This window comes from Haloglomus irregulare (assembly GCF_007421925.1).
GTDB lineage: Archaea > Halobacteriota > Halobacteria > Halobacteriales > Haloarculaceae > Haloglomus > Haloglomus irregulare.
Genome location: NZ_QMDX01000001.1, coordinates 586624 through 599267, shown reverse-complemented (window position 1 = coordinate 599267; position 12644 = coordinate 586624). Strand labels below are relative to the sequence as shown.

17 protein-coding genes are annotated in these 12644 nt (G+C 64.5%); 10 read left to right on the top strand and 7 right to left on the bottom strand.

All coding sequences use genetic code 11. The features are described from left to right. The first annotated feature begins 141 nt into the window (after nt 1–141). Genes DP107_RS03075 through DP107_RS03065 form a run of 3 tightly spaced genes read left to right on the top strand, consistent with a single transcriptional unit; the run spans nt 142 to nt 1168 of the window. Nucleotides 142–546 (top strand): hypothetical protein, encoded by a 405-nt coding sequence (locus tag DP107_RS03075; protein WP_144260643.1) that lies wholly within the window; start codon nt 142–144, stop codon nt 544–546. Next, entirely contained in the window at nt 543–938 is a 396-nt protein-coding gene (locus DP107_RS03070) for a DUF2178 domain-containing protein (RefSeq protein ID WP_185977145.1), read from the top strand. The genes DP107_RS03075 and DP107_RS03070 overlap by 4 nt, the downstream gene beginning before the upstream one ends. Before the next feature lie 5 nt (nt 939–943). After that, on the top strand, nt 944–1168 hold the full coding sequence (locus DP107_RS03065; RefSeq protein ID WP_144260641.1) for a helix-turn-helix transcriptional regulator: 225 nt from the start codon (nt 944–946) through the stop codon (nt 1166–1168). Between the two features lie 37 nt (nt 1169–1205). Here the strand turns inward: DP107_RS03065 and DP107_RS19770 are convergent, their stop codons facing one another. The 3 genes from DP107_RS19770 to DP107_RS03050 form a co-directional block, all read right to left on the bottom strand. Beyond that, nucleotides 1206–1736: a rubrerythrin-like domain-containing protein gene (locus tag DP107_RS19770; RefSeq protein WP_185977144.1), complete on the bottom strand. Its 531-nt coding sequence runs from the start codon at nt 1734–1736 to the stop codon at nt 1206–1208. A 344-nt stretch (nt 1737–2080) separates the two neighbouring features. Next, nucleotides 2081–3064, bottom strand: coding sequence for a DUF3592 domain-containing protein (locus DP107_RS03055; protein WP_144260639.1), 984 nt, complete (start codon nt 3062–3064; stop codon nt 2081–2083). A 64-nt stretch (nt 3065–3128) separates the two neighbouring features. Further along, on the bottom strand, nt 3129–3497 hold the full coding sequence (locus DP107_RS03050; RefSeq protein ID WP_144260638.1) for a hypothetical protein: 369 nt from the start codon (nt 3495–3497) through the stop codon (nt 3129–3131). Nucleotides 3498–3706: 209 nt separating this feature from the next. On the opposite strand from DP107_RS03050, the gene DP107_RS03045 reads away from it, so the two are divergent. Beyond that, nucleotides 3707–4102, top strand: coding sequence for a hypothetical protein (locus DP107_RS03045; RefSeq protein WP_144260637.1), 396 nt, complete (start codon nt 3707–3709; stop codon nt 4100–4102). A 429-nt stretch (nt 4103–4531) separates the two neighbouring features. Then, the gene (locus DP107_RS20450) at nt 4532–5920 is read left to right on the top strand and encodes a DUF6498-containing protein (RefSeq protein ID WP_202877313.1); all 1389 of its coding nucleotides are present in this window, start codon (nt 4532–4534) and stop codon (nt 5918–5920) included. 229 nt (nt 5921–6149) lie between these two features. On the opposite strand, the gene DP107_RS03035 is transcribed toward DP107_RS20450, so the two are convergent. Next, the gene (locus DP107_RS03035; protein WP_144260636.1) at nt 6150–6632 is read right to left on the bottom strand and encodes a type IV pilin; all 483 of its coding nucleotides are present in this window, start codon (nt 6630–6632) and stop codon (nt 6150–6152) included. 579 nt (nt 6633–7211) lie between these two features. On the opposite strand from DP107_RS03035, the gene DP107_RS03030 reads away from it, so the two are divergent. The 4 genes from DP107_RS03030 (at nt 7212) to DP107_RS03015 (ending at nt 9245) form a co-directional block, all read left to right on the top strand. After that, a complete protein-coding gene (locus DP107_RS03030; RefSeq protein ID WP_144260635.1) occupies nt 7212–7712 on the top strand; it encodes a hypothetical protein in 501 nt (166 codons plus the stop codon). A 214-nt stretch (nt 7713–7926) separates the two neighbouring features. Beyond that, nucleotides 7927–8130 (top strand): hypothetical protein, encoded by a 204-nt coding sequence (locus tag DP107_RS21205; RefSeq protein WP_144260634.1) that lies wholly within the window; start codon nt 7927–7929, stop codon nt 8128–8130. Nucleotides 8131–8145: 15 nt separating this feature from the next. Next, nucleotides 8146–8640: a hypothetical protein gene (locus DP107_RS03020; protein WP_144260633.1), complete on the top strand. Its 495-nt coding sequence runs from the start codon at nt 8146–8148 to the stop codon at nt 8638–8640. A 206-nt stretch (nt 8641–8846) separates the two neighbouring features. Next, the gene (locus tag DP107_RS03015; RefSeq protein WP_144260632.1) at nt 8847–9245 is read left to right on the top strand and encodes a DUF5684 domain-containing protein; all 399 of its coding nucleotides are present in this window, start codon (nt 8847–8849) and stop codon (nt 9243–9245) included. A gap of 125 nt (nt 9246–9370) precedes the next feature. Here DP107_RS03015 and DP107_RS03010 read toward each other — a convergent pair whose 3' ends face one another. The 3 genes from DP107_RS03010 to DP107_RS03005 all read right to left on the bottom strand — a co-directional run bounded on the left by DP107_RS03010 (nt 9371) and on the right by DP107_RS03005 (nt 10845). Continuing rightward, nucleotides 9371–10027 (bottom strand): hypothetical protein, encoded by a 657-nt coding sequence (locus DP107_RS03010; protein WP_144260631.1) that lies wholly within the window; start codon nt 10025–10027, stop codon nt 9371–9373. A gap of 119 nt (nt 10028–10146) precedes the next feature. Beyond that, nucleotides 10147–10320: a hypothetical protein gene (locus tag DP107_RS19765; RefSeq protein WP_185977143.1), complete on the bottom strand. Its 174-nt coding sequence runs from the start codon at nt 10318–10320 to the stop codon at nt 10147–10149. 126 nt (nt 10321–10446) lie between these two features. Further along, a complete protein-coding gene (locus DP107_RS03005; RefSeq protein ID WP_144260630.1) occupies nt 10447–10845 on the bottom strand; it encodes a hypothetical protein in 399 nt (132 codons plus the stop codon). A 439-nt stretch (nt 10846–11284) separates the two neighbouring features. On the opposite strand from DP107_RS03005, the gene DP107_RS03000 reads away from it, so the two are divergent. Then, nucleotides 11285–12595 (top strand): sulfatase, encoded by a 1311-nt coding sequence (locus DP107_RS03000; RefSeq protein ID WP_144260629.1) that lies wholly within the window; start codon nt 11285–11287, stop codon nt 12593–12595. Nucleotides 12596–12644 lie beyond the last annotated feature (49 nt).

Sequence of the window (12644 nt, the reverse complement as noted above, 5' to 3'; positions counted from 1 at the left end):
GTTCCGGGCATCGTGACCCGACCCGTCTTGCCGTCAGACGCTCACGGCCGCGAGGTTGCCGGACGTAAAACTTATTTGACTGTGTAAAAGACGTTTGACTGTAAAGAGCGTTTGACGACAAACTCGTTTGACACACTGACCATGACACCGACCGAATCGGATTCCCGTGGCTCGATCGTACCGCTCGCCAGTGGGCTGTTATCCGGCCTTGCGGCGCTCCTATTGGCGCTTCTCTCGCAGAGTCGCCCCCTCGTCGCCGTCGGTGGTTACGTCCTGCTGATCGGCACGGCTGGACTCGGGTTCGTCATCACCGGACAGGGCTCCGATCGCTCCGAGCAAGCGGACCGTATTGGGGCAGCCGACGTGACCCTTGCCGTGGTCGGCATCGCTTCGGGGGCCGTGTTCCCGGGACTCGTCCTCGCGGCAGGCCTGGGGTACTTCCGCTGGACACCCGTGGCCGCCGGTATCGCCTTCAGTGTGGCTGGCCTGTACGCGCTCTACGGGACCGTGGCGTTGGGGCAGTGGCTCCGCACGCGCCCGGCATGACGTATCCGCTACTGAGTCCAGTCGTCGTCCGTCGACTGATCGGGTTCGCCGTCGTGCTCGGGAGTCTCGCACTTGCTGGCCTCACGATCGTCAGCCGTCCCCTTGTCGGCGTGGCAGCGTACGTGCTTTCGCTCGTCGTGGTTGCTGCCGCGCTGTTGCAGACGGATTCGCCCGTGTTCGACGAGCGTGACGAGACGGTCTCGAAGGAGGCAGCCAGCCGGACGCTGACCGTCTTCGGCGTAGCGTCGGCGGTGGTTTTTCCGGCTCTGACCGTCGCCTGGGGGCTCGACATGTTCGAATGGCAGCCGTGGAGCTCCGCGATCGGCGTGTTCGTGGCAGTACTGTACCTGACCTATGGCGCGTTTACCGTCGCTATCGGGTCCCGGAGGTGAGTATCGTGAAGAACTCACTCAAGCAGTTGCGCGAGCAATACGGACTCAGTCAGCGGGCCCTCGCAGCGCAGTTGGAAGTGACCCGCCAGACGATAAACGCGATCGAGGGGGACCGGTACGACCCATCGGCGGAGCTGGTGTTCAAACTCGCCCACTTCTTCGAGTGTTCGGTGGAGGACGTATTCCACCCCGATGTCGGGCTCGACACGACCGTCAGTGAGGTGGACTGAACGAGGTGACGACCGAGGGGTCCGGTGGGCTGTCGAACTAATCACGCGGCATACTGATATTGCGCACTGGCGAATCGCAGGCGTCGCATGTACCGGGTTTGCTTGCAGCAGTCACGCGCTCGCCACAGGATAGACACTCGTACGTGTCCTCGGCGTCAGCCCCAGTTGCTCCAGCGAACATCGAAATCACCGAGTCGAAATCGGTAGTGAGTGCCTCTCTGACATCCGTCGTACTCACGATTCCAACGGCCTCGGTGCCGTCCTCGACGACAACGCGTTTGATTTCATATTCGTCCATGCGGTCGATTGCGGTTTGGACGTCAGCATCTCTCGAAACGGTGACCATCGGGTCGGTCATGAGTTCCGAGGCGGGCGTCGTGAAATTACTGCTGCTGATCTCCGTGAGGAGGTCTGTTTTGGTCACAATCCCATCGGCCTCTGCGACGACGACTGACCCGATCGATTCCTCCAGTAAGATCGTGGCCAGCTCACTCACCGGAGTTTCCGGTGGCACTGATCGGATCGGTTCAGTCATTACTTCACTGACTGGCCGCTCCAGGCTCTCCATACCCTGTATTGGCAATGCTACACAATAACATCGTTGTGGATTCGACTTTTTTGCCTGACGGCCATTTTCTGGACGAAGGCGAGAAGATGTAGTATGATAGCGTGTGGTACAACCCGCTTTCTCGGTCAGGCCACTACTGACAACTGGTGAGTAGGTCGACACAGCGCTGCCGAGTGGACGGCGCGAGTCGGTCAGCCTCCTCATTCGGTGTCGCTCTTCTGTGGCCCGATAGCCCGGGTGTTGTACTGGCCGAGCGGGGTTATTGCAGGACAGGATGTCACGCTGGCTACGTGACATCTCGGACGGGGCCCCCTGTCTCAGGGTGGCAGTCGCTCCGGTACAGCTCAGATTGCCGTATAGAGCACTCGCACGAGGACGACGGTCATCGCCGCGGCGATCAGGAACGCCCAGCCGGTCACTCGAACGCGCCGTCCGTACTCGGGTAGCGCCTCGCTCTCGGTCCCGAGTATCGAGACGAGCCGACTCGGATGTCTGAACGGGCTCGGCGGCCTCGGCTCGGAGAGCCGCCGCCGGAGCCGTCGATACCGGCTGAACGACTGGACGCCGTACAGACACAGCGAGAGAATCATGCCGAGCCAGAAGCCGGCCGCCGCGAGCAGCGGAACGCCGACCGGTCCGAGGAGGTCGGCCTCGACCGGTTGTGCCGACCCCTCGCTCAGGCTCAGGATGCCGACCGCCAGTCCGACCATCGAGAGCCAGAACGCCACGAAGCAAACAAGGAGTGCCCACTTCGACAGTCGGCGGAGCGACTCGTGGTTGCGCTCGATCCACGTCCGGGACGGCGGCGACCGCACCTCGCGTTCCGGGCGGAGTTCGTGTCGGCCCGGACGTTTCTCCCCCAGGCCAGCGAGCACGACGAGGCCGAGCAGGACGCTCCCGATGGCGAGCGCTTGCGTCGGCCACGGGGTCCGCTCCCTGATGAGGAACGCGTCGCCCGGAGCGGACGGGCGGACGTACGCCCGGACCGTCGTCCCCGGCTCAAACGACCGGACCACGGACTCCGCTTTCGACCGATCCGAGTAGGTGCGGATGGTCGGCCCGGGGAACACCTGCTCGCTCGTGTACGTCTCGCCCTGATACTCGTACGTGTACTCGATCTCCGGTTCGTAGTCGATGCTTCGCCGGCTATCCATCCGCTCCACCTGTGCGCTGTCGACCGTCGCCTGCACGGGGACGGCGTCGCCGACCGCCTGTCCCTGCTGGACGTAGCTGTACCCGCCGGCCCCGAGGAAGGCGACCGCGAGGACCAGCAGGTACACGCCCTTCCGTGAGAGGTGGAGGGTCGTGATTCCCACGGGGAGTTCCATCTCGGTCGCCAGTATGGCGGTCCACCAGTATGTGGGTGCTGTCTGCCGCTCGCGATTCCAGCCCTCACTCGAGTGTACGAGCGGTAGCCTCAACCCCGAGTGCGGTCAGGGCGAACGCCACTGCAGCACCGAGGAACCCCCCATCCCATCCAGAGACAAACATTAATGCCCCGACGTAGATGACGAACGTAGCGGTACACGCGGCGCCCGTGCGGACGACCGCGGCGGTGAACCGTGTCCCCAACAGGTCGTGTGACGTGAGCGTCGTCGGCGTCGAGACGCCGAGGATAACCAGTCCCAGGAACGCGGCGACACCCGCACTGACGCGAAGTTGTATTACGTACGCGCCGACGATCGAGAGGGCGACGGCGACTGTAAGACCCGCGTTCTCCGGCGTGAGGAGTCGGGGTCGAACGTCGCGGATGGAGGGCATGTTCCGGGCTTCGTGCGATTCGACATAAACCCTGTGCGGCGCGGGTCGCCATCGCACGGTTCGGTCGAGATCCGCTGCTGTCACCGGGCTCCCAGCGTGATCGCCCCCGCGTGCTCACGCCGACGGGTCGGAGTCACGCCGCGGGGTCGTGGGGACCTCAGCGTGACAAACCACAATGGAATTCCGTGGCGACACCCGGGGTTCAGTTGATGGCCCGACTCGGATGGCTCCGGACGGCCGGCCGCAGCCTCGCTATCGCCACGGGCGCCGTGCTTCTCGTCGGTGGCCTCGTTGCCGACGGTCGGGGACGAACGACGGCGTTCGCGCTCGTCGCGGTGTGGCTCCTCCTCGGGGTCGGCGTGGTGAGTCTCGGTCACGCACACGAAACGAACCGTCTCCCACACCACCTCACGTTCGCCGCCGTCTTCGTCGTGGGCTGCGTCGGCGGGAGTCTCCTGTGGGGTGCGACGGCCGGCATGCTGCCGGATACCGTCGCCGCCGGTATCGGCCTCAGCACGTGGGTCGTGACCTCCTGGGCCGGGAGCAGACTGGTGTACGGTGGTCCGCTCGACAGCGTTCTCGCTCGTGTCCGCAGCGCGGGGTGAGGACGATGTCACAGCAGGGGCCGCGAAGGGTCACCGACGAGCCGGTCCTCGTCGGTGTGTCGATGGAGTTCGAAAAGCCTACTCTACGACCATCGCCGTGGGAGAGCTCCGACAGCAGTATTCTTGGGGACAGCCCCGATACTCCACGACGGTGCCACCGCACGTGCCCTCCGATAGGTCCCGGTCGGAGTTGACGAGCCCGGAATACGTTGCGCCCGTCGTCGGGCCTCGCCGCCGGCGCGCTCGTGGTCCTCGCTGCGCGCAGGCGATCCAGTCCGACGGGTGCGAACGTGCCGTCTACGACCTCGAATATCGCCGTGCCGGCGACCACCGCCCCCGAACTCGCCCGGGGGCGCCGATGAGCGCAGGGCGGTCGTCCACGCCGGCATGAAACGCTGCAGGAGCTCGCGTCCACGACTCGACTGATCGATGCGCGTCCAGCCGCCGACGGAGTGGCAGCAACATCGCGTCGGTAGGGTCGCGGCCGTCGCCAACCTCGTGCCGCTGGTCGGCGTCCTGGCACTCGGGTGGAACGTCTACTCCCTGCTGCTGCTCTACTGGATCGAAGGACTGGTGACGGTGTTGCTGGCTGCAGCGAAGGCGCTGTTCGCCGAACGTGGCTCGCCCGGGCTCCCCGCTATCGAGCCGCTCCACGAGCTTCGGGAGAAGCGTGGTGGCTGGCGTCCCGTCTCCCGGCTGCCCGCGGTTTATCCACGGAACGTTCCGTTCGCGGCGTCGATACTCGGGTTCTGGACCGTCGCCGTCCTCCCGGCGAGCGCCCTCTACTGGCTGACGGCCGAGCCGGCGATCCGTCCGTCGCTGTCCCTGTTCGTTGGCGGTGTCGGACTGGTGATCACACAGCTGCATGAGTTCCTGTCCGACTACCTCGCCAGGCGGGGATACGTCGACGTGTCCGCCCAGGAAATCCTGCGTGAACCCCTACAGCTCGGCTTCGTGACGCTCACCGTGGGCCTGCTCGCCAGCGCCGGCGATCGCTCCGGTGGGGTGGTCCTCCTCGCCGGCATCGTCCTCGTGAAGACCGCGACCTCGCTCTATCGGATCGTCACTGATCACACGGACCTCCCGGTGCCGTCCGTCCTCGACGGGGCGTTCGACGGAAGGCACGCCGAGCCACGGCCGGATATCGACACCCCGGACGGACCCGTCCGTGGACGGGTATCCGTCGACGCGGCCCCCGTCCTGCTCGGCAGCCTCCCGATGGTCGCGTTCGGGTTCGCTCACCGGTCCACGTTCGCTATCCTGGTCGGGCTGGCGTTCGCCGCACTCACCGGTGGACCGGTCTGGCTCGTGTTCTGTCTGGCGTTCGTCCTCGTCGTTGCCGGCGCGCGTATCGGGAGCTACTACTTGCGATACGGGACGATCGAGTACCGCCGGTACGAGGAGCAGCTCGTGGCCTACGATACGGCACTCGGGGCTGTCCAGTGGACCGCCCCGGTGGACTCGGCGGCGTTCTCGATCCGCAACGCGATTCCGGATCGACTGCTCGACACCGGCACGCTCGACGTGTCCGGGGCTGACCCCGACGACCGTGACACACAGCTCGGCCCGGTTACTGATCTCGACGCCACGATCGAGACACTCGAACTCCCCGTGGCGGACCCCGTTCGCCCGGACCGTGATCCTACCGTCATCGCCGCCGCCGTGCTGCTCGCCCTCTTTTTTCTGGCTGTTCCCGTTGGTCTCGCCTTCAGCCCGAGGGTCGACACCGCACAACTGATCGGGCTCGCCATCGGCGTTGGACCGATGTTCCTGCTGCCGGTCGGGCTCATGCTCTGGGCGGCGCTCAGACGGATCTAGATCGCCCTCTCGATCGCATCGCGGGCATCACGGCCCGTTTGTTGGTCGAAAGAGATGGACGCGACGGGACCCACATCCACAACCCGAGTCGGAGCTGCCCGGGCAAGGCGGTTCGAGATACGGGCTCCGAGGCGTGAGTCCGGGATCCGACACGGATCACAAGCCCACTGATACCCACAGGGAGTCCGTAACGCAGGCCGTCGGGGACGCCTCGCCCGGTCCAGCGGCTTCAACACCAGCCCGATGGTGCGTTCGAGGGGTCGGGGGTGACAGGTATCTCGTACTCGATCGTGACGATGGTTTCACCCGCTTCGTTCTGGTGGATGATGTAGAAGGTCTGCCCCTCGTTGCAGACGTGGTTCAGCGCTCCGTCGCTGCCGAAGCCGTCGATGTGGATGTACTCGCTGGCACGCACGTCGCCGCTAGTCGTCCACACGTCCTTCCAGGTCACGCTGTTGCCGCTGCTGTCCTTGATGATGATGCGGCTCGGGTCCGCAGTGGGACCGGCCTCGTAGGTTAACTCGAAGTACGGCTTGCCGGCGTTACCATCGCCGTCGTGATTCACTTCGGTGGTGAACCCGCCCTGTGGCGAGGGATCCTGCAGTCTGTCCTGGAATCCCAGGGCCATCATGGCGATGACCGCGGCGAGTACGACCACGATGGCGACCATGAGCGTGACGCCAACCGTCGGCGACACCCCCCGGTCAGCCACCTGCGAACCACCTATCACGTCGAATACTGGCACGCCGAGGGATACAATCACAGGGACGATTGTCTGAGCGTGAAACCACCGCCATGGAGGCGTCGCGACCGATACTCCCTGGACTGGTGTTGACTCCCGAGACGCGCCTCCGTCCGCACCTCGTCGGAGGCGAGGTCTTCAGGGGAGGTGTTCCGCGTCTCACCCGTTCCGCCATCCGATCTGCTGACCTTGTGTGCAGTTCGCCACTCGGTGATGTTAGCGTCGAGCAGTTACTTCCGCTCGGTGGTGAGGGTGGGACGATTGCGGCGCGTCTCGGGGAGTCGTCCGCCTGTTATTTTACTAGAAGTGTATTCTGATTAATCACTCCACGTTTCTATGGCAGAATCACCGGATATATCCATAGAGATGACACTTTTGGGAGAATAATGCGACTCGACAAGAAATGCCGCCATGAAAATTCGAAATACAGTTCCTGCGAAATGGTGTTTCTCCGTTCCGGACCGCATGACGGGTAATAAAGGATCGCGTCGTGTTTTCAAGTTAGAGACGGGTCACGGAGTACTTGCGATGGTGGAGTGAAGACGGCGTATGGATATCAGCACCAGTCGACGCCGGCTCCTGACGGCGACGGCGACAACGGCGCTCGCGGCGACGGCCGGCTGTGCCAGGCTCGCCGAGTTCGTCGCCTCGTCGATATTCAAGCAGGTCAACGTCGTCAACAACTCCGACCAGCGTGTCAGCGGGACGGTCACTGTCACCGACCCGGCTGGTGAACAGGTTCTCGACGAGACCTTCGATCTGCTCACACAGGAGGCGGCGCAGAACCAGACCGAGACCAACCAGACGGGAACGGAGTCCGGGTCCGCCGCGGCGCGGTACGACGACGTGTTCACCACGACCGGCGAGTACGAGATGGCTGTCTCCCTTGACGACTCGATCGAGGGGGTCAGTGAGGCTTCGGAGACCGTGTCGGTGTCCGATACCGAGGACACGAGCGTCGCGGTCTTCCTCGGCGCCGATGACGGCGAGGAGCCGATCGTCATCGGGACACTCCAGGGGCTCGGTGAGATCGAAACGACCGCTAATTGAGTTCCGTACAGCGTAGCCCAGCCTGAGCTGGTCGCGAGGCTCCCGTCCTGTTGGGAGCGTCCCGGGCACCACACGACTCCTCGGAACCCATCCGAGAGGTTGATTCCGGCCGGGGAACAGGACGCGTAGCGTCGTGCCAGTATCGGTGTGTCTTGGCGTGAGACTCTGCCCCTCGCCTTTTTAGCCCACACGATCAAAGGTGCGTGTTAGCCGAATGAGCGATCATCAGTGTCCGGATTGTGCTGTCCAGATGGAACCGACGACGGTGACTGCTGAAGGGGTCGGAGACCTCTATGTCGAGACCGAACGAGACGGCGGTATTCTCGACCGCCTCGGTGTCGGGCATCACACCGCGCTAGCTGCGTTCCTCTGTCCGGAATGTGGGATGACCCGACTCTACGCTGACCTCCCTGAGTAGTCGAGAGAGCGTCGTATGCCCTCCATCGAATCCGTTCGGACGAAGCGTGGCACAGCGCGGTTCACCGAGGATGCGGTGCAGTTTGAGGCGTCGTTCTCCGGGTACGTTCAGTCGCTGTACCGGGACTACTGGCAGAACGGGAACTGGTGGCACAGCGGAATCTTCATCGGGTACGTCCTGGCGTTCCCGATCGGATGCTGGTGGGTTGTCAGCGCGATTCGTGGTGGCGATGTCCTGTCTCTGGCTGTCGTCGCTGGGTTGCTAGCTGTGCTCAAGCTGGCGGATCGCGCACGTGGATTCCGATCACCCGACCGGATCCGACTCGACACGATCGAGAACGTCTCTGCAACAGCTGGCACGAGGGGACTGACCCGCCCTCGACTCGTCATCACCTATACCGACGAAGCAAAGACCTATCGACGTCGCGTGAACCTCCCGTCGCTCTACACGGACGGTGGTGAGACAACATACGAACGGGCACGGGCGGCGTTTGCAGAGCGTGGACTCTGAATGGCCCCCCAATCCGGGTGGAACGGTCCCGCTATCGAGGATGGTGGTGAGTCCCTGCCCTGGGCCCTGTTCAGACGCTACGTGAGGGCGTACCTGTGTCCACGCTTCAGCACCGACGGCAACTCGTCCGGGCAACGTAGGACCCTGTTGCAGAGCCTGAGACACACGCTGGGCATTTTATCCGACACCGGCGCTAAATCGTGGACATGCTTCCCCTTCAGATACTAGCCGTCCCGCTTCAGAACGCCACCGTCGAGGGAAGTGCACTCCTCCTCCTCCTGGTCTCGTTACTGCTCACGGTGATACAGATCGCTGGGGCGTGGGCGGTATTCGAGAAAGCCGACCACGCAGGATGGAAGGCGATCATCCCGGTCTACAATCTCTACGTGATGCTTCAGATCGGGGAGAACGCGTGGTGGTGGCTGGTTCTGCTGCTCGTCCCGGTGGTCAACATCTACGCGGTGTACAAGATTCATGCCGGGGTGGCGCGGTCCTTCGGCCGGGGAATCGGGTTCGGGCTTGGACTCGCGTTCATCGGCATCGTCTTCTTCCCACTGTTGGGGTTCGGTGGGTATCAGTATCGTCAGCGTGGCGCAGGGGTGTGACATCCTCCGCGGCGTAAACGGCGCGGCTCCCCTGTATAGCGAACACGCCACCGAGAAGCGCCTCCCGGAGTCCTATCACGAATCGGGCCGGGGGATTCACGATGGCGTCGACAGTGTGGCTCCGTTCAGCTGCGAATCCCATGTTCTTCCGTCCGGTCCAGAACTGTGTATCCCTGTGCTCGGAGGGCGCTGTCACGATACCGTTTGGCGATACGCCGTTGTGGGAGGCGTCGCAGGCCGATCCGTCGATCTGATTCGTACGTGTACTCGACCATCGTCCGGTCGTCGTGTCGGTCGATGGTCACTGTATATGTCGACCAGGGGGCACCGTTCGCCGCCACCGCCACCCGTACTTCATGCACCCCATCGTCGCGGGTCGTCGTGTCCGTCCGCACCGTCATCTCGACAGTACGCATCCCGAAGAGATACGATATCTGGTAGGTTGCCGTGGACCCGTCGGTGGTGACCTCGTCCGCGATTCCCCACTGGAACGGGAGCACCGGCGGCGTCGGCCCACTGAAGGCGGCGGCGACGGCGCCCACGGTCTCCTCGGTTCGGAGCTGGACCGTGCCTTCGAGTCGAATGATGGGGGCACGTACGAGGGCGAGCAGACCAACTCCGACCGCTATCGCCGGCAGCAGTGATGTCGCGTGGAAGGTTCCGAGGAACACAGCGACCACGACGACGCTGACGAGTGCGCTCGCCGGCCGCTCGCGGCGGAGGTACTGCTCGGCGACAGTCGTTGCGGCCTCCGGTGTGTCGACATGCTGGTTGTCTGGCACTGGTCAGCTGCGGTCCGTGGCTGCTGCCGTGTCGACTGGCGGACGGTGCCCCTGGCGAGTGCTGCTGGCATCCTGCCATAGCCGTGGCTGCCGTCTCGAGGCCTCGTGAGCAGTCATGATTATCCCGCGCGTTTGAGGATCTGTGGCGCGACGACCACTTCAAGTGCGGCGATTCCAAGTGCGACCAACCGGACGGTCCCGTCCAGCAGTGTGAGTGCGATAGCCGCAACGATAGCGGCGTTGAACAGCGGAACGCCGTAGTGTACAACCGGGTTCTGAAGGATGGAGGTCACAGGGTGTCTGTCAGTCGGCAATCACTAAAACGAACCCGCTCTGTGTCGCGCCCCGAGACACTCGTCTCGCCTATCGTGGATTCGGCCTCCCCCCGACCGCCGACGCTCGACCGGTCGGGGTGACGGTCACGCCTCGCTCGTAGCGGTCCCCGATTCCGTCTCGTCGCCGCCCTCACCCTGCGTGGCGCCCTCGACGGATCGGTCGGTGTCATTCGAGGAGCCGCTGAGGTCCGTCCCACGCCACGTTCCGAGTTCGAACCAGCCGGTGGCGACGGTGGCCGCGATGATGCCGGAGACCGCGAACGCGAACCGGATCCCGATCGGGTGCGGGTCCCGAGGAACCAGATATCGACCGGGATGGGACCCTGTGAGGCGACGTAGGCGATCAGCAGGCGAATAAGCGGTCGGGGCGACGCGTTGCGGCCACCGTTCAGTGCCGTCGGGGAGGTCGGCGTCCGCGAGGCCGGCGTTGGAGAGGTTGCTGGGCCGGAACTCGCCTGAACACCGGGGGTGTCCAAACGGCACATCCCCCGTCTCGACCACATCCGGCCTGTCCGCCGTGCTACACACCGATTCGGGGCGGACTCGCGTCAGGACGTGTGTCTGCTGGTTCGCCGTGCCCGAATGTGGATCCCATCCATCGGAGGAGCGGTGCTCCCCCGCTCCCCCTCACCCAGTACGGTTCGGTCGTTCCGGTCCCAGCCACGACGCGGTCTGACCGGGCCAAACGACCCGAACTCGATCCGTCGCGTACTCGCGACCCGCCACTATCAGTACTACCCGACTGCCCCGTCACTGATAGAATCGCCACGTGGTTCAGGCTCGGTCGGATACGCTGGTCCTGTTCGACACTACTGCAACGCCTCAATATTGTTCAATAATAGTACAGACCCCACCGAAGGGAACTGCACGCAAATAAACTAGTATTTGATAGTTTCAATACCGCGGGGCTCTGCGTTCGACCATGGGAAGCGAATCCCGACCGAACGTGCTGCTCGTGGTTCTCGACTCGGTGCGGGCGATGAACTGTTCGCTACACGGCGCGCCACGGGCGACGACACCGTTCCTCGACCGGTTCGCGACCGAGGCCCGGACCTACACGCAGGCGCGGGCCCCATCGAACTGGTCGCTGCCCAGTCACGTCAGCCTCCTCACCGGACTCGAGACGCATGAACACGGCGTCACCGTTCACGACGCCTTGCGCCCCGGGAACACCGTTTTCGACGACCTGGCCGCCGCCGGCTACGCGACCGGGGTGTTCTCCGAGAACGGGTTCCTCACCGGGGACGCCTTCGGCCTCAGCGCGGCGTTCCGGACGGTCGTAGACGTTCCGGACGCGCCGCCCGATCGCTACGACACCGCGGCGATCAACCACGGGCCGGACGGGTTCTACTACGCGGACGGATTCACTGAGTGGCGGCGCGACAGCGATGGGCCCTGGGCGGCCTGCCTGAACCTCATGGACGCACACCGACCATACGAGCCTCGGGAGGCGTTCGACCTGTGGGGCGACGACCGGGCTCGTGCGTTGCAGTCCGAGCTCGACGTGCGCTGGGAGTGGGCCTTCCACAGTGGGGAGCGCCCGTACTGGCAGCTCGCCGGCCTCGAATCGCTCTACGACGGTGGGATCCGCCAGACCGACGCGATCCTTGAGCGTGTCGTGGAGCGGCTCCGGGCCGACGGCGTCCTCGACGAGACGCTGGTGGTGATCTGTGGCGACCACGGGGAGGGGTTCGGGGAGCCGGGCCGACTCGCCGGCGAACCGCCTGCGGTCGCCCATATCGTCCCGATGCACGAGGAACTGCTCCACGTGCCGCTCCTCGTCCGGCCGCCGGGCGGTGCCGACGGCGAGCGGATTCACGACCCCGCCGCGCTCACGCGGTTCCCCGCGGTCGCACGTGGCTGGGCGGACGGACGGCCCCCCGAGCAGGGGTTCAAAGCTGAGACCGTCGTCGCGACGAAACAGCCGGTGACCGGCGATCTGCGCGACCGCTTCGCGCGACACTGCGATCCGATCGATCCGTACACCGCACCGAGTCGCTGTGTCTACACGAACGCCGAAGGACCCGCCGTTCGCAAGCGGTACTACTGGGGAGAGGAGAGTGCTGACTCACTGATTCGCCGCGCAGGCCACATCGAGGCCACCAGTTCGACCGACCGAGCGGCCGTCGACGCCGCGTTCACCGGCAGTACGGCGACGGTTCGTGAGCCGCGTGAGGGCCAGGCCGTTACGGACCGGACCAAGGACCAGCTCGCCGCACTCGGCTACTACTAACTTCGGAGGGGGACGGTCGTCGTCAGAAGTCATACGGGCCGTTTGCCAA

Excerpts from the sequence above, each read along its gene's own strand:
- DP107_RS03050 (WP_144260638.1), bottom strand. The coding sequence starts at position 3,497 with ATGCCCTCCATCCGCGACGTTCGACCCCGACTCCTCACGCCGGAGAAC.
- DP107_RS03055 (WP_144260639.1), bottom strand. The coding sequence starts at position 3,064 with ATGGAACTCCCCGTGGGAATCACGACCCTCCACCTCTCACGGAAGGGC.
- DP107_RS03075 (WP_144260643.1), top strand. The coding sequence starts at position 142 with ATGACACCGACCGAATCGGATTCCCGTGGCTCGATCGTACCGCTCGCC.
- DP107_RS03000 (WP_144260629.1), top strand. The coding sequence starts at position 11,285 with ATGGGAAGCGAATCCCGACCGAACGTGCTGCTCGTGGTTCTCGACTCG.
- DP107_RS03070 (WP_185977145.1), top strand. The coding sequence starts at position 543 with ATGACGTATCCGCTACTGAGTCCAGTCGTCGTCCGTCGACTGATCGGG.
- DP107_RS20450 (WP_202877313.1), top strand. The coding sequence starts at position 4,532 with ATGCGCGTCCAGCCGCCGACGGAGTGGCAGCAACATCGCGTCGGTAGG.
- DP107_RS21205 (WP_144260634.1), top strand. The coding sequence starts at position 7,927 with ATGAGCGATCATCAGTGTCCGGATTGTGCTGTCCAGATGGAACCGACG.
- DP107_RS03030 (WP_144260635.1), top strand. The coding sequence starts at position 7,212 with ATGGATATCAGCACCAGTCGACGCCGGCTCCTGACGGCGACGGCGACA.
- DP107_RS03045 (WP_144260637.1), top strand. The coding sequence starts at position 3,707 with ATGGCCCGACTCGGATGGCTCCGGACGGCCGGCCGCAGCCTCGCTATC.
- DP107_RS03015 (WP_144260632.1), top strand. The coding sequence starts at position 8,847 with ATGCTTCCCCTTCAGATACTAGCCGTCCCGCTTCAGAACGCCACCGTC.
- DP107_RS03020 (WP_144260633.1), top strand. The coding sequence starts at position 8,146 with ATGCCCTCCATCGAATCCGTTCGGACGAAGCGTGGCACAGCGCGGTTC.
- DP107_RS19770 (WP_185977144.1), bottom strand. The coding sequence starts at position 1,736 with ATGGAGAGCCTGGAGCGGCCAGTCAGTGAAGTAATGACTGAACCGATC.